The organism is Nocardia sp. NPDC087230 (assembly GCF_044744725.1).
GTDB lineage: Bacteria > Actinomycetota > Actinomycetes > Mycobacteriales > Mycobacteriaceae > Nocardia > Nocardia canadensis.
In genome coordinates this window covers 432,904-456,751 of the sequence record NZ_JBIUYV010000002.1, presented here as the reverse complement: position 1 = coordinate 456,751, position 23,848 = coordinate 432,904, and the positions used below count along the sequence as shown (strand labels likewise).

The 23,848-nt window shown below is 68.1% G+C and carries 25 protein-coding genes; 15 read left to right on the top strand and 10 right to left on the bottom strand.

The genetic code is table 11. The features are described from left to right. Positions 1 to 87: 87 nt before the first annotated feature. Complete coding sequence (locus ACIO52_RS08315) at positions 88 to 501, top strand: VOC family protein (protein WP_218718704.1); 414 nt, start codon at positions 88 to 90, stop codon at positions 499 to 501. A 177-nt stretch (positions 502 to 678) separates the two neighbouring features. On the opposite strand, the gene ACIO52_RS08310 is transcribed toward ACIO52_RS08315, so the two are convergent. Further along, positions 679 to 1,461 (bottom strand): crotonase/enoyl-CoA hydratase family protein, encoded by a 783-nt coding sequence (locus ACIO52_RS08310; protein ID WP_218718705.1) that lies wholly within the window; start codon positions 1,459 to 1,461, stop codon positions 679 to 681. Between the two features lie 89 nt (positions 1,462 to 1,550). On the opposite strand from ACIO52_RS08310, the gene ACIO52_RS08305 reads away from it, so the two are divergent. Continuing rightward, positions 1,551 to 3,194: an acyl-CoA synthetase gene (locus tag ACIO52_RS08305; protein WP_218718706.1), complete on the top strand. Its 1,644-nt coding sequence runs from the start codon at positions 1,551 to 1,553 to the stop codon at positions 3,192 to 3,194. Between the two features lie 58 nt (positions 3,195 to 3,252). Here ACIO52_RS08305 and ACIO52_RS08300 read toward each other — a convergent pair whose 3' ends face one another. Further along, the gene (locus ACIO52_RS08300) at positions 3,253 to 4,431 is read right to left on the bottom strand and encodes an FAD-dependent monooxygenase (protein ID WP_402642635.1); all 1,179 of its coding nucleotides are present in this window, start codon (positions 4,429 to 4,431) and stop codon (positions 3,253 to 3,255) included. Positions 4,432 to 4,529: 98 nt separating this feature from the next. Here ACIO52_RS08300 and ACIO52_RS08295 point away from each other — a divergent pair, with 98 nt between their 5' ends. Beyond that, the gene (locus ACIO52_RS08295) at positions 4,530 to 5,114 is read left to right on the top strand and encodes a TetR/AcrR family transcriptional regulator (RefSeq protein ID WP_402642632.1); all 585 of its coding nucleotides are present in this window, start codon (positions 4,530 to 4,532) and stop codon (positions 5,112 to 5,114) included. An 8-nt stretch (positions 5,115 to 5,122) separates the two neighbouring features. Here ACIO52_RS08295 and ACIO52_RS08290 read toward each other — a convergent pair whose 3' ends face one another. The 4 genes from ACIO52_RS08290 to ACIO52_RS08275 form a co-directional block, all read right to left on the bottom strand. Continuing rightward, positions 5,123 to 5,512 (bottom strand): type II toxin-antitoxin system death-on-curing family toxin, encoded by a 390-nt coding sequence (locus tag ACIO52_RS08290; RefSeq protein WP_402642629.1) that lies wholly within the window; start codon positions 5,510 to 5,512, stop codon positions 5,123 to 5,125. Then, positions 5,509 to 5,715, bottom strand: a complete 207-nt coding sequence (locus tag ACIO52_RS08285) for a type II toxin-antitoxin system Phd/YefM family antitoxin (RefSeq protein WP_402643543.1) — start codon at positions 5,713 to 5,715, stop codon at positions 5,509 to 5,511. Before ACIO52_RS08285 ends, ACIO52_RS08290 begins: the two co-directional genes overlap by 4 nt. A gap of 86 nt (positions 5,716 to 5,801) precedes the next feature. Beyond that, the gene (locus ACIO52_RS08280) at positions 5,802 to 6,899 is read right to left on the bottom strand and encodes an acyl-CoA dehydrogenase family protein (RefSeq protein WP_402642626.1); all 1,098 of its coding nucleotides are present in this window, start codon (positions 6,897 to 6,899) and stop codon (positions 5,802 to 5,804) included. Between the two features lie 23 nt (positions 6,900 to 6,922). Continuing rightward, positions 6,923 to 8,116 (bottom strand): acyl-CoA dehydrogenase family protein, encoded by a 1,194-nt coding sequence (locus tag ACIO52_RS08275; protein ID WP_218718710.1) that lies wholly within the window; start codon positions 8,114 to 8,116, stop codon positions 6,923 to 6,925. Positions 8,117 to 8,304: 188 nt separating this feature from the next. Here ACIO52_RS08275 and ACIO52_RS08270 point away from each other — a divergent pair, with 188 nt between their 5' ends. The 12 genes from ACIO52_RS08270 to ACIO52_RS08215 all read left to right on the top strand — a co-directional run bounded on the left by ACIO52_RS08270 (position 8,305) and on the right by ACIO52_RS08215 (position 19,772). Beyond that, complete coding sequence (locus tag ACIO52_RS08270; protein WP_019044780.1) at positions 8,305 to 8,493, top strand: ferredoxin; 189 nt, start codon at positions 8,305 to 8,307, stop codon at positions 8,491 to 8,493. A 43-nt stretch (positions 8,494 to 8,536) separates the two neighbouring features. Next, a complete protein-coding gene (locus tag ACIO52_RS08265) occupies positions 8,537 to 9,439 on the top strand; it encodes a 3-oxoacyl-ACP reductase (RefSeq protein WP_402642621.1) in 903 nt (300 codons plus the stop codon). A 324-nt stretch (positions 9,440 to 9,763) separates the two neighbouring features. Further along, entirely contained in the window at positions 9,764 to 10,528 is a 765-nt protein-coding gene (locus ACIO52_RS08260; RefSeq protein WP_019044782.1) for an ABC transporter permease, read from the top strand. 5 nt (positions 10,529 to 10,533) lie between these two features. Beyond that, positions 10,534 to 11,385, top strand: coding sequence for an ABC transporter permease (locus ACIO52_RS08255; RefSeq protein WP_218718712.1), 852 nt, complete (start codon positions 10,534 to 10,536; stop codon positions 11,383 to 11,385). Positions 11,386 to 11,389: 4 nt separating this feature from the next. Then, a complete protein-coding gene (locus ACIO52_RS08250) occupies positions 11,390 to 12,589 on the top strand; it encodes an MCE family protein (RefSeq protein WP_218718713.1) in 1,200 nt (399 codons plus the stop codon). After that, positions 12,586 to 13,614, top strand: coding sequence for an MCE family protein (locus ACIO52_RS08245; protein ID WP_218718714.1), 1,029 nt, complete (start codon positions 12,586 to 12,588; stop codon positions 13,612 to 13,614). Before ACIO52_RS08250 ends, ACIO52_RS08245 begins: the two co-directional genes overlap by 4 nt. After that, positions 13,607 to 14,674, top strand: coding sequence for an MCE family protein (locus ACIO52_RS08240; protein WP_218718715.1), 1,068 nt, complete (start codon positions 13,607 to 13,609; stop codon positions 14,672 to 14,674). The genes ACIO52_RS08245 and ACIO52_RS08240 overlap by 8 nt, the downstream gene beginning before the upstream one ends. After that, complete coding sequence (locus ACIO52_RS08235) at positions 14,671 to 15,933, top strand: MCE family protein (protein WP_218718716.1); 1,263 nt, start codon at positions 14,671 to 14,673, stop codon at positions 15,931 to 15,933. Before ACIO52_RS08240 ends, ACIO52_RS08235 begins: the two co-directional genes overlap by 4 nt. Next, positions 15,930 to 17,156, top strand: a complete 1,227-nt coding sequence (locus ACIO52_RS08230) for an MCE family protein (protein WP_316573415.1) — start codon at positions 15,930 to 15,932, stop codon at positions 17,154 to 17,156. Before ACIO52_RS08235 ends, ACIO52_RS08230 begins: the two co-directional genes overlap by 4 nt. Further along, complete coding sequence (locus ACIO52_RS08225) at positions 17,153 to 18,556, top strand: MCE family protein (protein ID WP_218718718.1); 1,404 nt, start codon at positions 17,153 to 17,155, stop codon at positions 18,554 to 18,556. The genes ACIO52_RS08230 and ACIO52_RS08225 overlap by 4 nt, the downstream gene beginning before the upstream one ends. Then, the gene (locus ACIO52_RS08220) at positions 18,553 to 19,290 is read left to right on the top strand and encodes a hypothetical protein (RefSeq protein WP_218718719.1); all 738 of its coding nucleotides are present in this window, start codon (positions 18,553 to 18,555) and stop codon (positions 19,288 to 19,290) included. The genes ACIO52_RS08225 and ACIO52_RS08220 overlap by 4 nt, the downstream gene beginning before the upstream one ends. Next, positions 19,287 to 19,772 carry a h domain protein gene (locus tag ACIO52_RS08215; protein WP_255587827.1) on the top strand — a complete coding sequence of 162 codons (486 nt, stop codon included), beginning with the start codon at positions 19,287 to 19,289 and terminating at the stop codon, positions 19,770 to 19,772. Before ACIO52_RS08220 ends, ACIO52_RS08215 begins: the two co-directional genes overlap by 4 nt. A gap of 47 nt (positions 19,773 to 19,819) precedes the next feature. Here the strand turns inward: ACIO52_RS08215 and ACIO52_RS08210 are convergent, their stop codons facing one another. The 4 genes from ACIO52_RS08210 to ACIO52_RS08195 form a co-directional block, all read right to left on the bottom strand. Further along, entirely contained in the window at positions 19,820 to 21,271 is a 1,452-nt protein-coding gene (locus ACIO52_RS08210; RefSeq protein WP_402642612.1) for an ATP-binding protein, read from the bottom strand. After that, the gene (locus ACIO52_RS08205; RefSeq protein ID WP_218718721.1) at positions 21,268 to 21,984 is read right to left on the bottom strand and encodes a response regulator transcription factor; all 717 of its coding nucleotides are present in this window, start codon (positions 21,982 to 21,984) and stop codon (positions 21,268 to 21,270) included. The genes ACIO52_RS08210 and ACIO52_RS08205 overlap by 4 nt, the downstream gene beginning before the upstream one ends. Before the next feature lie 67 nt (positions 21,985 to 22,051). Next, complete coding sequence (locus ACIO52_RS08200) at positions 22,052 to 23,587, bottom strand: trehalose-6-phosphate synthase (RefSeq protein ID WP_218718722.1); 1,536 nt, start codon at positions 23,585 to 23,587, stop codon at positions 22,052 to 22,054. Between the two features lie 64 nt (positions 23,588 to 23,651). After that, positions 23,652 to 23,810: a hypothetical protein gene (locus ACIO52_RS08195; RefSeq protein WP_019044795.1), complete on the bottom strand. Its 159-nt coding sequence runs from the start codon at positions 23,808 to 23,810 to the stop codon at positions 23,652 to 23,654. Between the last annotated feature and the right edge of the window lie 38 nt (positions 23,811 to 23,848).

Sequence of the window (23,848 nt, the reverse complement as noted above, 5' to 3'; positions counted from 1 at the left end):
GGAAGTTCACCGCTCGGCGATGAATCGGCGGGCATCGCGGCGTCTACATGAACGAGACCGCAACGACGCCCCGAAAGGCTGACACCCATGAGCAGCAAGATGATCTTCATCAACCTCCCCGTCGCCGACCTCGACCGCTCGAAGAGCTTCTACGAGGCGCTGGGCTGGAAGGTCAACGAGGACTTCACCGATCAGAACGCGTCGTGCATCGTCATCGACGACAACATCTGTCTGATGCTGCTGACCAAGCCGTTCTTCTCGACCTTCAGCACCCGCCCGATCGCCGACACGATCACTACCGCCGCCGCGGGCTACGCGCTCTCGCTGGCCAGCGCCGAGGAGGTCGACGCGCTGACCGACGCGGCCGTCGCCGCCGGCGCGACCGAGCAGGTCAACGAGGACAAGCGCGCCCAGGAGGCCCAGGTGGGCATGCACGGCCGCACGTTCCTCGACCCCGACGGTCACCAGTGGGAGCCGTTCTACATGAACTACCCGGGGTAGTTGGAGCGCCGGCGCGCTCGAGTTCGCGGCCCCTTGTGTCCCGTCGGTCGGGCACCGTTGCTTGCTCCTACGTCGCCTACGCAACGGCACCTGACCGGCGGGACGGCCGCGAACCGCCACTGCGCGGCGGCCTCTCCTCGAGGTCGGGGCGCAGCGGCAGTGCGACCGGCGACCGTCCTACTGCCCGGTGAAGTTCGGCTTGCGCTTCTCCGCGAAGGCGCGCGGCCCTTCCTTGGCATCGGCGGATCTGAACACCTCGATGCCGATCTTCGCCTCGATGGGGAACGCCTCGTTCTCCGGCATCGCCTCGGTTTCGCGCAGCGTGCGCAGCATCGCCTGGACGGCGAGCGGGCCGTTGTCGGCGATCTGGCCGGCCAGCGCCAAGGCCTTGTCGAGTGCGGTGCCATCGGGGACCACGTGGCCGATCAGGCCGATCTCCTTGGCCTCGGCGGCAGTGATGTGGCGACCGGTCAGTAGCAGATCAGCGGCCACCGTGTACGGGATCTGCCGGGCCAGCCGCACCGCGGAACCGCCGAGCGGGAACAGGCCCCAGCGGGCCTCGGAGACGCCGAACTTGGCGCTTTCCCCGGCCACGCGCAGATCGGTGCCCTGCAGGATCTCGGTGCCACCGGCGATGGCCGGGCCCTCGACCGCCGCGATCAGCGGCTTGGACAGTCGCCGCCCCTTCAGCAGCGCGGGGAGGTAGGCGGGGTCCCAGCTGCCCTCGGAGGCGGTGTCCCCAGGATGCTGTGAGCTCATCGCCTTCAGGTCCATCCCGGCGCAGAAGGCCCCGCCCGCGCCGGTGAGGATCGCGACGCGGATATCAGGATCGCTGTCCACCTGGTCCCAGGCGTCGCGCATGATCGCCATCATCTCGCCCGAGAGGGCGTTGCGCGCCTCCGGTCGATTCATGGTGACGATGAGGACGTGGCCTCGCTTCTCGACCAGACAGTGGGCCATTCGATATCTCCTGACGTTCGAGCTGTGTCACGGCGCGCTGACGCGCCACCCCCTTGTCAGAAACAGTAACACGTTCTATTTTTGTTCCTGTGAGCTACAACATAGCCGATCTCGTCGAACACGCCGTCGACCTGATGCCCGACCGGATCGTGCTGGTCGGCGAACATCGCGAGTCGACCTACGCCGAACTGGAGGAGCGGGCCAACAAACTGGCCCACTACCTGCTGGAACAGGGTGTGAAACCCGGCGACAAAGTCGGAATCTACTCCCGCAACACTGTCGAAGCCGTCGAAGCGATGGTCGCGATCTTCAAGGCGCGGGCGGTGATGATCAACGTCAACTACCGCTACGTCGAGAACGAGTTGCTGCACATCTTCGACAACTCCGACATGGTCGCGCTGATCCACGAGCGCCGCTACACCGACAAGGTGCAAGCGGTCCTGCCCAAGGTGCCCGACCTGAAGACAGTGCTCGTCGTCGAGGACGGCACCGACGGGCCGACCGCGCCCGGCACCGTGGAGTACGAGGCGGCGCTGGCCGCCTCCTCCGGTGAGCGCGACTTCGGCGAGCGCTCGCCCGACGACATCTACATGCTCTACACCGGCGGCACCACCGGCCTGCCCAAGGGCGTGATGTGGCGCCACGAGGACGTGTGGCGGGTGCTCGGCGCCGGCATCAACTTCATCACCGGCGAGTACACCAAGGACGAGTGGGAGCTGGCCAAGATCGGCGCGGCCAACCCGCAGATGGTGCGCTACCCGATTCCGCCGATGATTCACGGCGGCGCGCAGTGGGCCACCTTCCACAGCCTGTTCGGTGGCGGCAAGGCCGTGATGATCCCCGAGTTCAGCGGGCACGGGGTCTGGCAGGCCGTCGACAAGCACAAGATCAACCTGATCTTCATCACCGGCGACGCGATGGCGCGGCCGATGCTCGACGCGCTCGAGGAAGGCAACCCGGAAACCGGTGAGCCCTACGACCTCTCGTCGCTGTACGTGCTCGCCAGCAGTGCCGCGCTGTTCTCGCCGCCGCTGAAGGACAAGTTCCTCGAGCTCCTGCCCAACCGGCTGCTCACCGACTCCATCGGTTCCTCGGAGACCGGTTTCGGTGGTCTGGCCACGATCGCCAAGGGCCAGACCCACACCGGCGGCCCGCGGGTGAAGATCGACGCGGCGACCCAGGTGCTCGACGAGGAGGGCAATCCGGTCGAGCCGGGTTCCGGCGTCGTCGGCCTGCTGGCGCGCAGCGGCCACATCCCGCTCGGCTACTACAAGGACGAGGTCAAGTCGGCCGCGACGTTCAAGGAGTTCAACGGCGTTCGCTACGCGATCCCCGGCGACTTCGCGCGCGTCGAGGAGGACGGCACCGTCACCATGCTCGGCCGTGGTTCGGTCAGCATCAACAGTGGTGGCGAGAAGATCTACCCCGAAGAGGTCGAGGGCGCGCTCAAGGCGCATCCGGACATCTTCGACGCGCTCGTCGTCGGTGTCGAGGACGCGCGCTGGGGACAGCGGGTGGTCGCGGTCGTGCAGTGTCGCGGTGACAAGCGCCCGACCCTGGCCGATCTGAAGCCGGTGCTGACCCAGGAAATCGCGTCGTACAAGCAGCCGCGCAGCCTGTGGTTCGTCGACGAGATCAAGCGCTCGCCCGCGGGCAAGCCGGACTACCGGTGGGCCAAGGCGCAGACCGACGAGCGGCCTGCCGACGAGCACGCCGACGCCGGCTCGGCGTAGGTATCGACAGGGAGCGGGGCCCTTCCGGCGATGTCGCCGGAAGGGCCCCGCTCGTGTGTCAGCGGTTGGCGAGTTCGGCGAGCTGGTAGGCCAGCTTGCCGCGAACCGCGGGGATGCCGGTGAGCAGGCGCAGCGCGGTATTGCGCGCGGTGCGAGCCGGCGCCGATTGCAGGGTGGCCATGCGGGTCATCCGGTCGGTGAAGGCGACGACGTCCAGCGCGATCGGCCTGCGCACGGTCTCGTACTCGTCCAGCAGCGAATCCGGTTCGCCCGATACCACTTTCGCCAGCAGCTGGGCGAGCAGCGCGGCGTCCTGGATTCCGGTGTTCATGCCCTGGCCGCCCGCCGGGCTGTGTACGTGGGCGGCGTCGCCCGCGAGCAGGACCCGGCCCGCGCGGTAGTGGTCGGCGACGCGGTGGTGCACGCGGAACCGCGAGCTCCACAGCACTTCGTCGACCCGTACCTCGCCCGCCGGACCCCGGGCGTCGAGGAGAGTCTGGATGTCGTCGAGGGTCGGGTGCTCGGGAGCCTCGTCGACGGTGGCGACGACGCGGTAGCGCTGCTGCGCCGCGTCGGGCAGCGGCGCGACCACGGTGACGCCCTCCGGTGAAAGATGCAGCGAAACTTCGGTTCGCGGGGTCGGCCAGCTCATCCGGACATCGGCGAGGACGAACGACGCCGGGTAGGTGTCGCCGGTGAAGCCGATGCCCGCCTGCTCGCGGACGACGCTGTGCATGCCGTCGGCGCCGATCAGGTAGTCGGCGGTGATGGTGCCCACCGTGCCGTCGGCGGTGGTGTACTCGACTGTCACACAGCCGTTCTCGTCGGTGACCCGCTCGACGGTGAGCGGGCGGTGGACGGTGCCGCCCAGCTGGTGCAGCCGGTCGAGCAGGACCTGCTCGGTGACGTCCTGGGGGATCATCAGGGTGTAGGGGTAGGCGGTCGGCAGGTCGTCGAAGGCGATGGTGGCCAACGTCTTCGGGCCGTCGTGCACCTTGAAGGTGGGGACCTTGATGCCGCGCGCGACGAGTTCTTTCGCGATGCCGAGTTCGTCGAGCACCTCCAGGGTCCTGGCGTGCACGACTGCGGCGCGCGAGGTGTTGGCGCCTTCGCCGAGCCGATCGACGAGGACGTGGTCGACGCCCGCTTCCGCGAGCACGATCGCGGCGGTGAGACCGGCGGGGCCCGCGCCGACGATGACAACGGACGTGGCTTCGGGCAGGGAGGTGGCGGTCATGACGACTCCTGGTCAACGCTTGTTTGCCAACGCTTGTAGGCATAACGGTAGGCCGAGGTGCTCGCGATGTCAACAGTTGTTGGCCTACACTTGTTGGCGTGAAGTCCGCCGAGCAGAATTCCCCGGTCCGCCGCTCCGACGCCACCAAGGCCGTCATCCTCGACGCCGCCCGCGCGCGGTTCGCCGTCGACGGCTATGCGAAGGCGACCATCCGTGCCATCGCCGCCGACGCCGAGATAGACCCGTCCATGGTCATGCGCTATTTCGGGAACAAGGACGGGCTCTTCGCCGCGGCCGTGCAGATCGACCTGGACCTGCCCGACCTGGCCGCGGCACCTCCCGATGCCATCGGTGAGGTGCTGGTCCGGCGGTTCCTGGCGATCTGGGAGGGCCACGACAGCGCGGTCATGCTGATTTTGCTGCGCTCGGCGATCACCGACGACAAGGTGGCCGACCGCGTCCGCGCGATCTTCGCTGAACAGGTCCTGCCCGCGGTCCTGCGCTTCGGCGACCCCGCCGACGCCCCCCGCCGCGGCGGCCTGGTCGTCACCCAGCTCCTCGGCCTCGCCCTGTGCCGCTACATCCTGCGCCTACCCCCGGTCGTCGAGATGCGCCCCGATGCGATCGTCGCCGACGTCGCCCCGGTCATCCAGCGCTATCTCACCTCGTCGCCGATCGACTGATCGGGGAACTACTGCTTCAGGACGGCTATCAGGCGGGCGGCGATGGTCGAGACGTCGTCGATCTTGCCGCTGGCGACATCGATCATGAGGTCGTAGGCCAGGTCTTCGTCGAGCGCTGTCGTATCGATCCCGTTGCGGGCCAGGAGGATGATCGCCGCGGCGATGGCGAGCCGCTTGTTCCCGTCGACGAGCGGGCGGTTGGCCGCGATCGAATGGAGCAGCGCCGCAGACTTCTCCCAGAGCGTCGGATAGGCGTCGGCGCCGAAAACTGTGGCCTGCGGACGGGCCGCGGCTGAAGCGAGCAGGCCCGCATCGCGGACAGTGTGCTGTCCCGTCACATCGTCGGCGATGGCGCGGAGATCGGGGTCGGCGAGGTAGTAGATCTCCGCCGCGGTCATTCGGCGAGCCTGTCGAGCAGGCTCCTATGACGCTCGGCGAATTGTTTCGATAGTGCCCGGACCTGGCTGTCGGCCGCTTCGGCCATGGACTCGGGTACCACGGCGGCAACGCGTCGGCCGTGCCGAGTCAGATGCACGACCTTGCCGGACTCTGCGGCCGCGATGACCTCTGCCAGGCGATCCCGCGCTTCACTGACGGGGATCTCCCTTGACCCGAACCTCGCTCGTCGGAACGACAGCGGGCCGGGCTGATCGAACAGCCCGGCCCGCCGCCGTCACCGGTTGGGGTTCAGCCCGCCAGTTCCGCGCCGAGGGCGAGGAGGTGGGGAGTGGCGCCGCCGAGGGCGAATTCGTGGTGTTTGGCGGCGGTGAAGTAGTTGTGGACGATGTGGTCGCGGTCGATGCCGAGACCGCCGTGGACGTGGACGACGGTGTGGGCGACCTTGTGGCCCGCGTCGGCCGCCCAGAACTTGGCGATGTGGATGGCCTCGGCGGCGGGGAGGTCCTCGGACAGGCGCCAGGCGGCCTGGGTGACCGTCAGGCGCAGGCCGCCGATGTCGATGTAGGCGTCGGCGAGGCGCTGGGCGACGGACTGGAACGAGCCGATCGGCTTGCCGAACTGCTCGCGGGTGCGGGTGTGCTCGGCGGTCAGCTCGAGCGCGCGCTCCAGGGTGCCCAGTTGCAGGGCCGAGAAGCCGAGCCAGGCGTGTTCGCGCAGCCAGGTGAGGACGTCGGCGCCGGACTCGATGCTGCCGAGCAGAGTGGCCGGGGTGGCGGCGAGCTCGACGACGAATTCGGGGCTCAGGTCGACGACCTGCTGGGCGGTGCGGGTGACCGAGGCGTGGTCCGGGTCGATCACGAAGACGCCGACACCGTTGGAGGTGATGGCGGGCACCAGGATTCGCTCGGCGCGATCGGCGTAGGAGACGGTGGTCGCGGTGCCGGTCAGCGTCCAGGCCGCACCGGCGGGCTCGGCGACGATGCCCGGCGCGGCGGTGGTCGCGCGCAGTTCCTCGGCCAGCGCCGCGGTGAGCACGACCTCGCCCCGGCCCGCTCGCGCGGCCAGCTGACGCTGGTCGGCGTCGCCGAACTTCGCCAGCGCGCCCGCGCCGATGACGATCGACCACAGGTAGGGGACCGCGGCGACGACGCGGCCGAGTTCACGCAGGATCGCGGTCTGCTCGAGCATGCCGAAATCGCTGCCGCCCAGGTCTTCCGGCAGGGCCGCGGCCAGCACGCCGGTCTCGGCGAGCGACTTCCACAGCTGCTCGTCGTAGCGGCCCGCGGTGTCGAGCTCGCGCAGGCGGTCGGCGGTGACCAGCTTGGCGCAGATCTCGCCGGTCAGCCGGGCGAGATCGGTCTGGGCTTCGGTAGGGGTGAAATCCATGAGGGGATACCGGCTTTCTCAGGTCAGCGGGCGGACGCGGGCTGGCGCAGGGCGGTCATGGCGATGATGTCGCGCTGCACCTCGTTGGTGCCGCCGCCGAAGGTGAGGATCAGCGCGGCCCGGTGCATCCGCTCGAGCCGGCCGAGCATCGCCGCGCCGGGGGAGTCCTGGCGCAGGTAACCGTGCGAGCCCACGACCTCCATCAACAGGCGGTAGGCCTCGGTGGACAGCTCGGTGCCGTAGACCTTGCACGCGGAGGCGTCCCACGGCTTGGGCGCCGCCTCGCCGCCCTGGTCGGCACGGCTGGCGATCTCCCAGTTCAGCAGCTTGAGGTATTCGACCTTGGCGTAGACGCGCGCCAGGTTCAGGCGCACCCACTCCTGGTCGATCACCCGCTTGCCGTCGGGCCCGGTGGTCTCGCGCGCCCACTGGACGGTCTGGTTGACCGCGAGCGAGAGCGGCCCGGCCGAGGTCAGCGCGACGCGCTCATGGTTGAGCTGGTTGGTGATCAGCGACCAGCCGCCGTTCTCCGGCCCGACCATCGAGGAGGCGGGCACCCGCACGTCCTGGTAGTAGGTGGCGCTGGTGTCGGGCCCGGCCATCGTGTGCACCGGCGTCCAGGAGAAGCCCTCGACGTCGGTCGGCACGATGAACATCGAGATGCCCTTGTGCTTCTTGGCCGTCGGGTCGGTGCGCACCGCCAGCCAGATGTAATCGGCGTAGGCGATGAGGCTGGTCCACATCTTCTGGCCGTTGATGACGAAGTCGTCGCCGTCGCGCACCGCGGCCGTGCGCAGCGAGGCCAGGTCGGTGCCCGCGCCGGGCTCGGAGTAACCGATGGCGAAGTGCAGTTCACCCGAGGCGATCTTGGGCAGGAAGAACTTCTTCTGCTCCTCGGTGCCGTACTGCATGATCGTCGGCGCGACCGAGTTGAGCGTCAGGAACGGCACGGGCGCGCCGGCGATGGCGGCTTCCTCGACGAAGATCAGCTGATCCATCGTCGTGCGGTCCTGGCCGCCGTACTCCTTGGGCCAGCTCAGCGTCAGCCAGCCGTCGCGGCCCATCTGGCGCACGACCTCGCGGTAGACATTGCCCTCGCCGTACTCGCCGGTCTGCAGGCTCAGCGCCGCGCGCCGTTCCGGCGTCATCAGCTGGGCGAAATACTCGCGCAGCTCGGCGCGCAATTCTTCCTGCTGCGGCGTATACGCGACGCGCATGGTTCCTACCTCGGTCTCAGCTGCGAAAACGGACGTCGGCGGGGCGCAGGGGGTGGGCCCCGCCGAAACCGATCATTGCATATGAACTGGAACATGTTCCAGTATTGACAGTGAATCGGCAGCTGTTCCGCCTCGCGGACCGTGCTGTCTGGGTTAGTGTCGCGGAGACCGCGTGGAAGGAAGTTCTCATGAAGATCATCGTCGATTTCGACCGCTGCGAAGCGAACGGCGTGTGCGTAGGAATCGCCCCTGACATGTTTGAACTCGATGACGACGACAACCTGCACGTGCTCGAGGGCGATGTGGCCGACGATCGCGTCGCCGACGTCGAGGAGGCGGTGGCGCAGTGTCCCAAGGCCGCGCTGAGGTTGGCGTGATCGACTCTTGTCGGATAGTGAAACACGTTCTAGAGTCGGCCCGATGAGTGTGATGCAGACTTCACTGGACGGCCGGGTCGCGATCGTGACCGGCGCAGGCGCCGGTCTCGGCCGCGCCGAGGCCCTCGCGCTGGCCGCGGCGGGTGCGGCGGTGGTCGTCAACGACCTCACCGAGGATGCCGCCGCCGAGACCATCGCCGCGATTCGCGAGCTCGGCGGCAAGGCGGAGTTCGTCGGCGGCAGCATCGCCGAGCGCGCCACCGCCGACGCCCTGATCTCGACCGCTCAGGAATCCCTCGGCGGCCTCGATATCGTCGTCAACAACGCGGGCATCACCCGCGACCGCATGCTGTTCAACATGTCCGACGAGGACTTCGACGCGGTGATCGCCGTGCACCTGCGCGGACACTTCCTGCTCTCGCGCAACGCGGGCGCCTACTGGCGCGCGGCATCCAAGGCCGCGGGTGCGCCGGTCTACGGTCGGCTGGTCAACACCTCCTCGGAGGCGGGCCTGCTCGGGCCGGAGGGCCAGGCGAACTACGGCGCGGCCAAAGCGGGCATCACCGCGCTGACGCTGTCGGCCGCGCGTGGCCTGTCCCGCTTCGGTGTGCGGTCCAACGCGATCTGCCCGCGGGCCAGGACCGCGATGACCGAGGCCGTGTTCTCCGATGCGCCCGAGGGCTCGGTCGACCCGCTCGCGCCCGAGCATGTCGCCAAGCTCGTCGCCTACCTCGCCTCGCCCGCCGCCGACGCGGTCAACGGCCAGGTCTTCGTCGTCTACGGCCCGATGGTCGCCCTGATGGCGGCTCCCGAGGTGGAGGCCCGCTTCGACGCCGCGGGCGCCGAATGGTCCGAGGCCGACCTCGCCTCGACGCTGCACGGCTACTTTGCCGAGCGTCCCGCCGACCACACGTTCTCGGCCCGCTCGCTGCGCGATCTGGGCTGATCGCCGAACCACCGATTTGCCGGGTGTTGGCTCGCCGCGCGCCACGACGGGCATGTCTGCCGAGTTGTGTTGATCACAGGTCCAGGTGTTGGTAGACATGAGCGTCGGGGTGTGTGACGGCTCACAGGAGGTAAAAGGCATTCGGTCAGTTTTCGTTTCAGTTTCGACGGCACATTTCGTGAAAAAGTCCTGGTAATAGTCTCCCCAAATGGCAGACATCAACAGGAACATGTTCTAGTCTTTGGGCAGTCTTCAGAACGGGGTGGCAGTGCAGTACGGGTACGCGGGTCGATCGATCCGCCCGTCCAAGAAGGAGGAATTCGCGTGAACGACCTCCTTGCTGTCCCGTTGCGGGCGGTCGGCGGATTCTTCGAACTCGGCGCGGACGTGGCCAAGGCCGCGGTCCGGCGCCCGTTCCAGTGGCGTGAGTTCATCGACCAGTCGTGGTTCGTCGCTCGCGTGTCGATCGTGCCGACGCTGTTGGTGGCGATCCCGTTCACGGTGCTGGTTGTCTTCACTCTCAACATCCTGTTGCGCGAGATCGGTGCCGCCGACCTCAGTGGGGCGGCCGCCGCGTTCGGCGCCGTCACGCAGGTCGGGCCCATCGTCACGGTGCTGATCGTGGCCGGCGCGGGCGCCACCGCGATCTGCGCCGACCTCGGTGCGCGCACCATCCGCGAAGAGATCGACGCCATGAAGGTGCTCGGCATCGACCCGGTCAGCCGCCTGGTCGTGCCCCGCGTGCTCGCGTCGATGTTCGTGGCGTTGATGCTCAACAGCCTTGTGTGCACCGTCGGCATCGTCGGTGGCTTCGCCTTCTCGGTCTTCCTGCAGGGGGTGAATCCCGGTGCGTTCGTCAACGGCATTCCGCTGCTGACGAATCTGCCCGAGCTGATCATCTCGGAGATCAAGGCCGGTCTGTTCGGGCTGATCGCCGGAATGGTCGCCTGCTATCTCGGATTGCAGGTGAAAGGCGGCCCCAAGAGTGTCGGTGACGCGGTGAACCAAACAGTGGTGTTCGCCTTCATGGCCCTGTTCGTGGTGAATGTTGTCGTCACCGCGATCGGCTTGAAATTCACGGTGCGGTGACCGAAATGGCATTCATTGTTCGCAGCAAGTTCCCGCGCACGGTCCGTCGTTTCGAGCGCGCCTCGAAATCCGTGGATTCCCTGGGTGACAAGGCGATCTTTTTCGTCAAGGCGCTCGCCTCGGTGCCGCGCGCACTGGTGCACTACCGCACCGAGACCATCCGGCTGATCGCCGAGATCAGCATGGGCAGTGGCGCTTTGGCGGTGATCGGCGGCACGGTCGTGATCGTCGGCTTCCTGACGCTGATGGCGGGCGGCACCATCGCGGTGCAGGGCTACAGCTCGCTCGGCAATATCGGCGTCGAAGCGCTGACCGGCTTCTTCGCCGCCTTCATCAATGTCCGCATCGCCGCGCCGGTGATCTCCGGGATCGGTCTGGCCGCCACCATCGGCGCCGGTGCTACCGCCCAGCTGGGCGCGATGCGGGTGGCCGAGGAAATCGACGCGCTGGAATCGATGGCGATCCGGCCGGTTCCATTCCTCGTCGGTACCCGGGTGCTGGCCGGCCTGATCGCGATCGTGCCGCTCTACGCGCTCGCGGTGATCGCCTCCTTCCTCGCCAGCCGCTTCGCGACGGTGGTGATCTACGGACAGTCGGCCGGTGTCTACGACCACTACTTCTCGACGTTCCTCATTCCGAGCGACATTCTGTGGTCGTTCATCCAGGCGATCGTCATGGCGCTGGCCGTCATGCTGATCCACACCTACTTCGGTTTCACCGCCGCGGGCGGCCCGGTGGGCGTCGGTGTCGCGGTCGGTAACGCGGTGCGGGCCTCGCTGGTCGCGGTCGTCACAGTGACGCTGCTGATCTCGCTGGCCATCTACGGCACCTCCGGCAACTTCCACCTCTCGGGATAGCGCGATGGATACCAATCGGTTCGTTGCCGCCATGCAGGGCGGGCTCGGGCGCAAGCTCGCCGCGCTCGCGCTGGTCGGCCTGCTCGTCGCGGGCGCCTGGCTCGCGATAGCGCTGTTCCAAGGCGCGTTCACCAACACCGCTGTGGTGCTGGTCGATACGCCACGCACCGGCCTGGTCCTCGACCCCGACGCCAAGGTGAAGGTGCGCGGTGTCGAGATCGGCCGGGTCACCGACATCGACCTGCGCGCCGACGGCGCCCAGCTGCGGCTCGAAGTCGACCCCGACCAGCTGAAACTGGTGCCCGCCAACGCCGGCGTCGACATCCGCTCGACCACGGTGTTCGGTGCCAAGTACGTGAACTTCGTCGTCCCCGAGCAGCCGTCCGCCACGGCGCTGGCCCCGGGCAGCACGGTGGCGGTGAGCTCGGTGACCGTCGAGTTCAACACGCTGTTCCAGCATCTGTCCGATGTGCTCGCCCAGGTCGAGCCGGAGAAGCTCAACGCGACGCTGACCGCGCTGGGCACCGCGCTGGAAGGCCGAGGCGACAAGCTGGGCGATCTGCTGGTGCGTTCGGATCGCTATCTGCGCGAACTCAATCCGTACCTGCCGACCCTGCAGTCCGATCTGGACAAGACCGCCGCCGTGACCGGCCTCTACGCCGAGGTCACCGATCCGCTGTTGCGCACGGTCGACAACGCGACCGGTACGTCGCAGACGATCACCGAGATGCAGGGCCAGCTCGACAACGTGCTGGTCAACGTGATCGGGCTGTCCGACACGGTGGGATCGGTACTGCGCGAGAACGAACGCGATCTGGTGACCGCGCTCGACCTGCTGCGGCCGACGACCGGCCTGCTGTTCGAGTACGCCCCCGCACTGCGCTGCATCATCGACGGCCTCGGCCCGCTGGTGCCGATCGCCGAGGAGATGATGGGCGGACGACTGCCGGGTGTCGGCATGAACGCCAGCTTCATGCTCGGTGCCCAGCCCTACACCTATCCGAACGACCTACCCAAGGTGAACGCCACCGGCGGCCCGCGCTGTGAGGGCGTGGTGGACCGGGTACCGAACAGCCATTCGAACTATCTGGTGACCGATACCAGCGAGGGCACGGTGTACACGCCGAACACCCAACACGAATTCCACGGTGTGCCAAAGGTATTCCAGCTGCTGCTGGACGGATTGCCGGGAGTGACGCGGTGAGGAACACGGGAACGACGATCAAACTGGCGATCTTCACCGTGGTGATGACGCTGGTGTTCGCCGGCCTGGCCATCGTCTTGAGTCAGGCCCGGTTCTCCAGCGAGAACGGCTATCGCGCGGTGTTCACCAGCTCCTCGGGCATGTTGCCGGGCGCCAAGGTGCGCATCGCCGGTGTGCCGGTGGGCTCGGTGACCTCGGTGAAGGTCGGCGACGACAACTTCGCGCACGTCGAGTTCGACGTCGACACCAAGTACGCGGTGCTGGCCAGCACCCGGGCGGCGATCAAATACGAGAACCTGGTCGGCGACCGCTACCTGGAACTGATGGAGGGGCCGGGCTCGGCTCGGCGCCTGTCCGATGGCGACACCATCGGTCGCGAGCAGACCTCGCCCGCACTGGATCTGGACCTGCTGCTCGGCGGATTCAAGCCGCTGCTGCGCGGGCTCGATCCGGCACAGGTCAACGACCTCACCGAGGCATTGCTGCAGATCTTCCAGGGACAGGGCGGCACGCTGGTCTCCCTGCTGAACAGCGGCGGGAACTTCGCCAGGACCCTGGCCGACCGGGACGCGTTGATCGGCAGCGTGATCGACAACCTGAACACCGTGCTGGCCACCATCGCCGACCGCGGTGATCAGTTCGCCACCACCATCGACGAACTGCAGCGCCTGGTCAGCGACCTGTCCGCGCAGCGTGACCCGATCGGCAACGCGTTGCCGCGGATCGCGGGCGCGACCCAGGAACTCAACGACCTGCTGGTGCAGGCTCGCCCCGATCTGCGCAACACCATCGAACAGACCGGCAGGCTCGCCACGAATCTGGACGAGGGTTCCGACCACATCGAATGGGTGCTCGGAAAGCTGCCGGACACCTACAAGAAGCTCATCCGGATCGGTGCCTATGGTTCTTTCCTGCAGCTGTACATCTGCGGTACCAACTTCCTGATCAGCGGCCCCAACGGCGAGCCGATGGAAGTTCACGCACCGGGTCTGCAGGCGACCGGAAGGTGCACGCCCAATGAATGAGAACAAGTCGTCAGCGGCGACGATCGGTATCGTCGGTGTGGTTCTGGCGGTGACGATCTCGCTCGCGACGCTGCAATTCACCGAGCTGCCCTTCATCCGTTCGGGAGCGACCTTCACCGCGAACTTCCTCGATGCGGGCGGCCTGGTGCCGGGCGACCCGGTGCACGTGGCCGGTGTGCGTTCCGGCGAGGTGCGGCAGGTCAGCCTCGACGGTGACAAGGTCCTGGTGAAGTTCGACCTCGACGAGTCGATCGTGCTGGGCGAGAAGACGACCGCCGCGATCAAGACGAACACGGTACTCGGCCGCAAATCCTTGGACGTGGTGCCGAACGGTCCCGGCGCGATCGACACCGGCGACACCATCCCGCTCGACCGCACCACCTCGCCCTATTCGCTCAACGAAGCACTGAGTGATCTCGGCGGGACCGTGCGCGATCTCGATCTGGATCAGGTCGACCAGACCCTCGACACCCTGTCGACGGCCTTCGCCGATACCCCGGGCCCGCTGCGCAACGCGCTCGACGGTGTCACCGCGTTGTCGCGCAGCATCAATGTGCGCGACCAGGCGCTGACCGACCTGCTGGCCCGGGCGCAGAACGTCACCAAGATCCTGGCCGACCGCAGCACCCAGCTCAATACGCTGCTCATCGACGGCAACGAACTGCTCGGCGAACTCGATCGGCGCCGCGCGGCGATCAACCAGCTCGTCGTCTACATCGACGACGTGGCCAGGCAGCTCTCCGGCCTGGTCGCCGACAACGAGCCGCAGATGCGGCCGACGCTGGACCGCCTGAACTCGGTGCTCGCGCTGCTCCAGCGCAACGAACAGAACCTCAACCAGGCACTCGACGGCCTCGGCCCCTACGCCGCAGCGCTCGGCGAACAGGTCGGCAACGGGCCCTGGTTCAACGCCTACGTGGTGAACGCGACAAGTACCGAATTGCGTCCGCTCGTCGATGCGCTGGTCTGGCCGGAACAGGTGCCGCAGGACGTGATCGACATCTTCACCAACCCGAGGACGCCCTACATCGCTCCTGCTGAAAAGGATCCCCCGCGATGAGCTTGAGCCAGCAGGTGCGCGGGTTGCCGCGCTGGACGATCGCGGTGGCGGTGGTGGTGATCGCGGCATTGGTCGCGGTCGGCGTCTACCTCGTCACCGGCGCCGGGAAGAACACGGTGACCGCGTCGTTCACCTCCACCACCGGCCTGTACGCCGGCGACGAGGTCCGGGTACTCGGCGTCACCGTCGGCAGCATCGACTCGATCGAACCGGGCAAGGGCCAGGTACGAGTGAAGATGAGCATCGACAGCGATGTCGATCTGCCCGCGGACGCGCGCGCCGTGATCATCGCGCCGTCACTGGTGGCGGCCCGCTTCGTGCAGATCGCGCCCGGCTACAACGGTGGCCCGAAACTGGCCGACGGGGCCCAGATTCCGCTCGAGCGCACGGCGGTGCCGGTGGAGTGGGACGAGATCAAGGCCGAGCTGACCAAGTTGTCGGCGGCCCTCGGTCCGGTCGGTGACGACGAGCAGGGCTCCTTCGGCCGCTTCGTCGACACCGCGGCCGACAACCTCGACGGGAACGGGAAGAAGTTCCGCGACACCCTGCGTGAACTGTCCGCGACCATGACCACCCTGTCCGACGGGCGAACCGACCTGTTCGGCACCATTCGCAACCTGCAGAAGTTCGTCGAGGTGCTCTCGGCGAGCAACGAGCAGATCGTGCAGTTCAGTGGCCGCCTGGCGTCGGTGTCCTCGGTGCTGGCCGGCGCGTCGCAAGAACTCGGCGCCGGGCTGGACAGTCTCGATGTGGCGCTCGCCGATGTGAAGCGGTTCCTCGACGGCACCGGCGGCGAGCTGACCGAGGGTGTCGAGCGGCTCGCCGATGTCACCCAGACGCTGGTCGACAAGCGGCCCCAGCTCGAACAGGTGCTGCACTCCGGCCCGACCGCGATGGTGAACTTCTATCAGCTCTACAAGCCCGCTCAGGGCTCGCTCACCGGCGCGGTCGCCCTGAACAACAGCGCGAGTCCACTCAGCTTCCTGTGTGGTTCGATCCGGGCGCTCGAGAACAACAACTCCGACAAGTCCGCCGACCTGTGCGCGGAGTTCCTGGCACCGGTGATCAGTTCGCTGGCTATGAATTACGTGCCGGTCATGACCAACCCGGCCAGCGGCGTGACGGCTTTCCCGGAGCAGCTGGTGTACAGCGACCCGAGCCTGGCCGGTGCCGGCCAGCCGAACTCGGCGCCCGCCGCCGCCCCGATCACCGTGCCCGAAGGTCTTGCCGGGCTTGCCGTTCCAGGAGGACAGCGATGAGGCGCCAACGCGCACTCGCCGGGCTGGCCGTCGGCGTCGCCGTCGCGCTCGGCACCACCGGCTGTCAGTTCGACGGGCTCAACTCCCTGCCCATGCCCGGTTCCGAGGGCCGCATGGCCGGCTCCTACACGGTGCGGATCCAGATGCCCAATGTCACCACCCTGACCCGGAATTCGCCGGTGCGGGTGGACGATGTCGAGGTCGGCAACGTCACCGGGATCGAGGTCGAGGGCTGGCACGCGCTGGTGACGGTCTCGCTCAACCCCGATGTGCGTCTGCCCGCCAACGCGGTCGCCAAGATCGGCCAGACCAGTCTGCTCGGCAGCAACCACGTCGAGCTGTCCGAGCCGACGACGGTCGCGCCGACGGGCCAGTTGCGCGACGGCGACGTCATCCCGCTCGAGCGGGCCGGCGCCTATCCGACCACCGAGCAGGTGCTGTCCTCGTTGTCGGTGGTGCTCAACGGCGGTGGTATCGCCCAGCTCGAGACCATCACCACCGAGCTGAACGCGATGGTGAACGGCCGCGAGGCCGAGATCGCCGACCTGTTGCCCCAGCTCAACGAGCTGACCACCGGTCTGGAGCGGCAGACCGGCAGCATCATCGCCGCGATGGAAGGCCTGGACCTGCTCGCGGTGCGCCTGGCCGATCAGCGTGACGTGATCGCCGAGGCGATCGAGCAGATCCATCCCGCGCTCACCGCGCTGGCCGACCGGTCGGCGAACATCACCACCGCGATCACCGCGCTCGGTGAGCTCGGCGACGTCAGCGAACGACTCATCAAGACCAGCGGCGACGATCTGGTGGCCAATCTCCGCAGTCTCGGTCCCGTGCTGAAGACGCTGGCCGACACCGGCAACAACCTGGTCCAGGCGCTGGGCATCCTGCCGACCTTCCCGTTCCCGATCCGGAACATCGACAACGCGATCATGGGCGACTACATGAACTTGTTCATCACGTTCGACCTGACCGCCAGTCGGCTCGACAGCAACTGGCTCACCGGCACTCCGCTGGGCGGTCGCTTCGGTGGCGTCGAAGGCGTCGTCGGCTCGTTCGCGCCGTCGACCGCGACCGACGCGGGCAACCCGGCGACCACGCCGCTGGGCGCACCGGCGAGCCCGGGGCCCACGCTCAATCTGCCCGGGCTGCCGCCCATCCCCGGTCTGCCCGCCATCCCCGGACTCACCGCGCCACTGCCGGGCCAGGAAGGGGCGGGTCGATGAAACTCACCCGGTTCGTGCGAGCCCAGCTCGTGATCTTCGCGGTGCTCACGGTGATCGGCCTCGTCGTGATGAGCGTCAGCTACCTGCAGTTGCCCGCGATGTTCGGCATCGGCCGATACGCGGTGACCGTGCAGCTGGCCGCCACCGGCGGTCTCTACCCCACCGCGAATGTCTCCTACCGCGGGCAGAACATCGGCAAGGTCGAGGCGGTCCGGCTGACGACGGCCGGAGTCGAAGCGGATCTGTCGATCGACAGCGACTACAAGGTGCCCGCCGATGCGAGCGCGTGGGTGCGCAGTGTCTCGGCGATCGGCGAGCAGTATGTCGACCTGGTGCCCACCGAGCAGCCGTCGGAGGCGAATCTGCGTGACGGCTCGGTGATTCCGGAGCAGCGTACCCATCTGCCCCAGGACGTCGGCACGATGCTGGACCAGGCCGACAAGCTGCTCCAGTCGGTCGCCGACACCCGCCTGCGGCAGGTCATCGACGAGGCGTTCCTCGCCTTCAACGGCGCGGGCCCCGATCTGCAGCGGTTCATCGACTCGGCCGCGCTGCTGGTGCAGCAGGCCGAAACCGATATCGAGCCCACCAAGAAGCTGCTCGACCAGATCGGTCCGCTGCTGGACACCCAGACGCGTTCCGCGGACGATATCCGTTCCTGGACGGCGGATCTGGCCACGGTCACCGATCAGCTGCGCGAGCACGATCCGGCCCTGCGCAGCCTGCTGAACAACGGCCCTTCCGCGATGGAAGTGGTGAACAAGCAGTTCCAGGGGCTGCGCCCGACCCTGCCGCTGCTGGCCAGCAACCTGGTGAGCCTCGGACAGGTCGGGGTGACCTACAACGCGAGCGTGGAGCAGCTCCTGGTTGTCTTCCCGCCGCTGATCGCGGCGCTGCGGACCGCTATCCGCGGGCCGATCCAGTACGGCGTGATGGTCGACTTCATGACCGTCCTCAACGACCCGCCCGCCTGCACCACCGGCTTCCTGCCCGCGGATCAGTGGCGGGAGCCGAGCGACCTGACCCCGATGGACACCCCACCCGGGCTCTACTGCAAGGTGCCGCAGGACTCGAACATCGCGGTTCGCGGCATCCGCAACACCCCGTGCATGGAATTCCCCGGCGTCCGGGCACCCACGCCCGAACTGTGCCGGACGGGGTTCGTGCCGCAGGGCAACAACCCGCCGTTCGGGCCGGTTCAGCCGGTCGCTCCGGCGTCGGCACCGGCAGGCGCATCGACGGGCGGTGTGACCCCCGCCGCAGCGCGCCCCTATGATCCGTCCACGGGCAGCTATCTGGGCACGGACGGACGCACGTACCGCCAAGGTGACATCGCCGAGGACGGCTCGGGCACCGTGCCGGCCAGCTGGCAGGCGATGTTGGAGGAGCAGCAACGATGAACGACAACGACAACCGCCGCCCGCGCAGGCGGGCCGCGCGCTCGGCCGGGCCACCGGTCGAGGAGACGGCGGCCGAGACAGTCAGCATCAGTAAGAGCGAAACCGCATCACCGTCGGCGGCGCTGGACGCGGAGGCCACGGCGAAGATCGCCGGAAACTCGGCCGCCGGCACAGCGGTGAAGCCGGCGGATGTCACCGTCCAGCTCGCGGCGAGCGAGCCTGCCGAATCCGGCGGCGCGGCGGCGCCTCGCGCGCGTGGCGGCATCCTGGCGCTCGCCGCGGCGATCCTGCTCGTCCTCGCCCTGGTCGCCGGGGCCGGCTACGCGGCCTTCACCGCCTACTCGGTGAACCGGGACGAGGATCTGCGAGCGCAGTACACCGAGACCGCCCGTCAGGCGGTGCTGAACCTCACCACGATCCGCGCGCAGACGGCCAAGGAAGACATCGACCGCATCCTGGCGGTGGCCTCCGGTGACTTCAAGACCGAGTTCGACGGTCGCGTCGATCCGTTCATGGACGTCGTCAAGCAGGCGAATGTGGTCTCCTCCGGCGAGGTCGTCGAATCGGGCATCGTCACCGCCGACGCCGACTCCGCGCAGGTTCTCGTCGCCGCCAAGCAGACGGTGAGCAACAACGGCTCGCCCGAACCGCAGTCGCGGCAGTACCGATTCCGGGTCACCGTGTCGAACAGCGACACCGGCATGACCGTGTCGAAGGTGGAGTTCGTCGGATGAGCCAGCGTATGAAGATCGTCTTCGGCGGCCTCGCCGCCCTCGGCCTGATCGCGGCGGTGGTGCTCGGGGTGAGCGGCTACCAGCTGTGGCAGCACGACCGGACCGAGCAGGCCCGCAGCGACGCGATGAGCACGGCGAGCCGCACGGTCAGCGCCATGTTCACCTACGAGCCCGCCACCGTCGACACCGAGCTGCCCAAGGCGGCCGACGGCCTGACCGAGTCCTTCCGCAACGACTACCTGAAGCTGATCAAGGAAGCCATCGCGCCGGGCGCGAAGGAGAAGCAGCTCACCGTCAAGGCCACGACCCAGGCCGAGGGCATCGTCTCGGCCGAGCCCGAGCATGCGGTGGTGCTGCTCTACCTGAACCAGCTGACCACCAGCAAGGACACCCCGAACGGCACCGCCTCCGGCAGCCGGGTGCGGGTAACGATGGACAAGTCCGGGGACCGCTGGCTGGTCGCACAGGTCACGCCGGTCTGAATCCCCGCGAGAATCGCTGTTTTCCGTGGCCGTCGGCCCGGCCTGACTCAGGCCGGGCCGCGGTTGTCTCGAGGTAGCCGCACGACGAAGGTCGCCCCGCCGCCCGGGGTCTGCCGCACCCGGACCGTGCCGCCGTGTGCGGCGACCAGCGCGGCCACGATGGACAGCCCGAGGCCCGTGCCGCCGCTGCTGCGGGTGCGTGAGGAGTCGGCGCGATAGAACCGCTCGAAGATCCGCGCCGATTCCTCCGTGGACAAGCCGGGGCCGGTGTCGGCGACTTCGAGGAGTACCTCGTCTTGGGCGGGGGTCAGTCGCACCGTGATCGCGGTGCCGTCTGGGGTGTGGGTCCGGGCGTTGTTGAGCAGGTTGGTCAGGATCTGGCGCAGCCGGTGGTCGTCGCCCAGGATCTCCAAGGTGCCCGTGCCGTCGGCGATCTCGAGGGTGATCGGCCGGTGCTCGCCCTGCGCGGCCTCCACCGCGCGAGCGCTGTGCACGGCGTCGCCGGCGATCGCGAGCAGGTCGACCGGCGTCAGGTCGACGGGGCGTTGCGCGTCGAGCCTGGCCAGCATGAGCAGGTCTTCCACCAGCAGGCCCATCCGCTGTGCCTCGTGTTCGATGCGATTCATGAACATCGCCGGATCGCCGGTCGCGCCCTGCCGGTACAGCTCGGCGAAACCGCGGATGGTGGTGAGCGGAGTGCGCAGTTCGTGACTGGCGTCGGCGACGAAACGCCGCATCCTGGCCTCGGATTCGCGCGCGGCGGCCTCGGAGGCCGCGGTCGCGGCGAAGGCCTGCTGGATCTGGGTGAGCATGCTGTTGAGCGAGCGCGAGAGCCGGTCGACCTCGGTGTCGGTGCCGCGCACCGGAACCCGGCGATGCAGTTGACCCTCCGCGATCGCCGCCGCGGTGGCCTCGACCCGGCGCAGCGGCCGCAGACTACCGCGCACCACGAAGTAGGCGGCCACGGCCAGGGCGATCAGCACGATCGCGCCCACCACCAGCTGCAACACGACGAGATTGCGCACGGTCTCGATGTTCTCGGTGAGCGGCCACGCCACGGTCGCGGTCGCGCGATGCCCGTTGACGGTCAGCACGCGCCACTGATCGGTCGAATCGCCCTGCGAGCCGACGGTGACCGGTTGGAGCGCAGGGGGATTCGGGAGGTCAGGAGTGGCGTCGGTGCCGAAGACGTTGTCCAGCGTGATGGTTCGGGTGCCGTCGGTGCTCGCGGCGGTGAGGTAGTACCGTCCCGGCGGCTGCCGGTCCGACGACGGGGTGGGCAGGGGTGGCGCGGGCAGCCCGACCCGGCGCTCCCATTCGATCGCGGCATCGGTCAACTGCTGGTCGGTGCGGTTGCGCAGCGAGTTCTCCATCGCCTTGGTGACGACGAAACCCGAAGCGATCAAACCGAATCCGGCCAGGGCGACCAGCATCAGCACCAGCGTCACGCGCAGCGGGATCGCCGAGAACCTGCGGGCGACGCGGGCGCGCAGACTCATCGCGCGGCCGGCTCCCGCATGACGTACCCGACGCCACGCAGGGTGTGGATCAACCGCTGTTCACCGGTGTCGACCTTCTTGCGCAGATACGACACGTAGGTCTCCACCACGCCGACCTCACCGCCGAAGTCGTAGCGCCACACGTGATCCAGGATGCGGGGTTTGCTGAGGACGCTCCCCGCGTTCACCATGAAATAGCGCAGCAGCGTGAACTCGGTGGGGGACAGGGCGACCGGCTCGCCCGCCTTCCACACCTCGTGGGTGTCGTCGTCGAGTTCGATGTCGGCGAAGCGCAGCCGGGTACTGGCCTGTTCGGGTGCGGTCCGGCCGGAGCGGCGCAGGATCACCCGCAGCCGGGCCACCACCTCCTCGAGGCTGAACGGCTTGGTGACGTAGTCGTCGGCGCCCAGGGTCAGGCCGGTGATCTTGTCCTCGACCTCGTCGCGGGCGGTCAGGAACAGCACCGGCGCGTCGATGCCGTCGGCGCGCAACCGGCGCAGCAGGCCGAAGCCGTCCATGCCGGGCATCATCACGTCGACGATCAGCGCCTCCGGGCGGAACGCGCGGGCCTTGTCCAGGCCCTCGGCGCCGTCGCTCGCCGTCGCTACCTCGAAACCCTGGTAGCGCAGGCTCACCGCCAGCAACTCGACGATCATCGGTTCGTCGTCGACGACGAGCACCCTGGCCTCGGGTGCTTCCGGCACACCGCTCATGGATCTCATGGTCCACCACCCGGCTGGGAGGTGGCTGCCACCACGCTGTGAGGTCGCTGTGAGCGCCTCAGCGCGACTCGCGGTACACGTCCTCGTCCTCGCTCAGCAGGGCCGCCCCGGCGACGTTGCCCTGGGAGAGGGCGTCGAGGAAGGCGCGCGCCCAGCGTTCGACGTCGTGGGTCAGCACCTGGCGGCGCATCGAGCGCATCCGGCGGCGCTTGGTGTCGCGGTCGTCGTCGAGCGCGCCGATGATGGCGTCCTTGACGCTGTCGAGGTCGTGCGGGTTGCACAGGTAGGACTGGCGCAGCTCGGCCGCGGCGCCGGTGAACTCGCTCAGCACCAGGGCGCCGTTGAGGTCGCTGTGGCAGGCCACGTACTCCTTGGCGACCAGGTTCATGCCGTCGCGCAGGGGCGTGACCAGCATGGCGTCGGCGGCGACGAAGAAGGCGATCAGTTCGTCGCGGGGGATCGGGCGGTGCAGGTAGTGCACGACCGGGTAGCCGACCCGGGCGAACTCGCCGTTGATCCGGCCCACCTGGCGTTCGATGTCGCCGCGCATCTTGATGTAGCTCTGCACCCGCTCACGGCTCGGGGTGGCCAGCTGCACCATCACCGTCTCGGCGGGGTCGACCCGGCCCTCCTCCAGCAGTTCCTGCAGGGCGTTGAGCCGGATGTCGATGCCCTTGGTGTAGTCCAGGCGGTCGACGCCGAGCATGATGTTCTTCGGATTGCCCAGCTCGGCGCGGATCTTGGCGGCCCGCTCCCGCACCGACCGGCGCCGGGAGTGTTCGTCGAGCTCGGCGGAGTCGATCGAGATGGGGAACGCGCCGACGCGCACCGTGCGGAAGCCGACCTGCACGACGCCCAGCTTGGAGCGCACGCCGATGGTGCCCCGGGAGGTGGGCTGCCCGGCTAGTCGGCGGGCCAGGTAGAGGAAGTTCTGCGCGCCGCCGGGGAGATGGAAGCCGATCAGGTCGGCACCGAGCAGGCCCTCGACGATCTCGGTCCGCCACGGCATCTGCATGAACAGCTCGACCGGCGGGAACGGGATGTGCAGGAAGAAGCCGATGGTGAGGTCGGGCCGCAGCATGCGCAGCATCTTCGGTACCAGCTGCAGCTGGTAGTCCTGCACCCAGACGGTGGCGCCCTCGGCGGCCACCTTCGCGGTCTCCTCGGCGAACCGGCGGTTGACCTCGACATAGGCGGCCCACCAGGCCCGGTCGTAGACCGGACGCACGATCACATCGTGGTAGAGCGGCCACAGCGTGCCGTTGGAGAACCCCTCGTAGTAGTCCTCGACCTCCTGCGCCGTCAGCGGCACCGGGTGCAGTTCCAGACCGTCTTCGATGATCGGCTCGACTTCGACGTCCGGGACGCCCGCCCAGCCGACCCACGCCCCCTTGTTGCTGCGCAGTACCGGTTCCAGGGCGGTCACCAGACCACCCGGGCTGCGCTTCCACCTGGTCGTTCCGTCGGGCAGGCGCTCGAGGTCGACCGGCAGCCGGTTCGCGACGACGACGAACCCCGAGCCCGCACCGGTCGGTGTGGCCGCGACGGACTCGCTGTTCTCGGACGGACGGTCGTTGGACTGTTTATCGATCATCTGGTCCACTCACGCATCCTTTGCGCGTCGCAGGGTTCGCTTTGAGGTTGTGGTAGTCGGAGGGTCAGCTGGGGCCGATGCCGAGCATCGACAGCAGCATCCGGCACTCGTCGGCGTCTTCGGCGTACGCCGCGACGACGCGCTGTGCCTGGCGAGCGGTCTCGTCGGCCAGTGGCTCGAGCTCGTCGTCGGCGATGTCGTTGGCGCTGCTCTTGGCGGCCATAGTGGTTCGTCCTCCCGGTTTCCAAACGCTCTGCGTGC

Coding starts and splice junctions, on each gene's coding strand:
- ACIO52_RS08235 (WP_218718716.1), top strand. CDS start 14,671: ATGAGCTTGAGCCAGCAGGTGCGCGGGTTGCCGCGCTGGACGATCGCG.
- ACIO52_RS08275 (WP_218718710.1), bottom strand. CDS start 8,116: ATGCGCGTCGCGTATACGCCGCAGCAGGAAGAATTGCGCGCCGAGCTG.
- ACIO52_RS08310 (WP_218718705.1), bottom strand. CDS start 1,461: ATGGCCCACTGTCTGGTCGAGAAGCGAGGCCACGTCCTCATCGTCACC.
- ACIO52_RS08250 (WP_218718713.1), top strand. CDS start 11,390: ATGGATACCAATCGGTTCGTTGCCGCCATGCAGGGCGGGCTCGGGCGC.
- ACIO52_RS08265 (WP_402642621.1), top strand. CDS start 8,537: ATGAGTGTGATGCAGACTTCACTGGACGGCCGGGTCGCGATCGTGACC.
- ACIO52_RS08195 (WP_019044795.1), bottom strand. CDS start 23,810: ATGGCCGCCAAGAGCAGCGCCAACGACATCGCCGACGACGAGCTCGAG.
- ACIO52_RS08280 (WP_402642626.1), bottom strand. CDS start 6,899: ATGGATTTCACCCCTACCGAAGCCCAGACCGATCTCGCCCGGCTGACC.
- ACIO52_RS08210 (WP_402642612.1), bottom strand. CDS start 21,271: ATGAGTCTGCGCGCCCGCGTCGCCCGCAGGTTCTCGGCGATCCCGCTG.
- ACIO52_RS08230 (WP_316573415.1), top strand. CDS start 15,930: ATGAGGCGCCAACGCGCACTCGCCGGGCTGGCCGTCGGCGTCGCCGTC.
- ACIO52_RS08220 (WP_218718719.1), top strand. CDS start 18,553: ATGAACGACAACGACAACCGCCGCCCGCGCAGGCGGGCCGCGCGCTCG.
- ACIO52_RS08215 (WP_255587827.1), top strand. CDS start 19,287: ATGAGCCAGCGTATGAAGATCGTCTTCGGCGGCCTCGCCGCCCTCGGC.
- ACIO52_RS08205 (WP_218718721.1), bottom strand. CDS start 21,984: ATGAGCGGTGTGCCGGAAGCACCCGAGGCCAGGGTGCTCGTCGTCGAC.
- ACIO52_RS08255 (WP_218718712.1), top strand. CDS start 10,534: ATGGCATTCATTGTTCGCAGCAAGTTCCCGCGCACGGTCCGTCGTTTC.
- ACIO52_RS08270 (WP_019044780.1), top strand. CDS start 8,305: ATGAAGATCATCGTCGATTTCGACCGCTGCGAAGCGAACGGCGTGTGC.
- ACIO52_RS08290 (WP_402642629.1), bottom strand. CDS start 5,512: ATGACCGCGGCGGAGATCTACTACCTCGCCGACCCCGATCTCCGCGCC.
- ACIO52_RS08200 (WP_218718722.1), bottom strand. CDS start 23,587: ATGATCGATAAACAGTCCAACGACCGTCCGTCCGAGAACAGCGAGTCC.
- ACIO52_RS08225 (WP_218718718.1), top strand. CDS start 17,153: ATGAAACTCACCCGGTTCGTGCGAGCCCAGCTCGTGATCTTCGCGGTG.
- ACIO52_RS08315 (WP_218718704.1), top strand. CDS start 88: ATGAGCAGCAAGATGATCTTCATCAACCTCCCCGTCGCCGACCTCGAC.
- ACIO52_RS08240 (WP_218718715.1), top strand. CDS start 13,607: ATGAATGAGAACAAGTCGTCAGCGGCGACGATCGGTATCGTCGGTGTG.
- ACIO52_RS08300 (WP_402642635.1), bottom strand. CDS start 4,431: ATGACCGCCACCTCCCTGCCCGAAGCCACGTCCGTTGTCATCGTCGGC.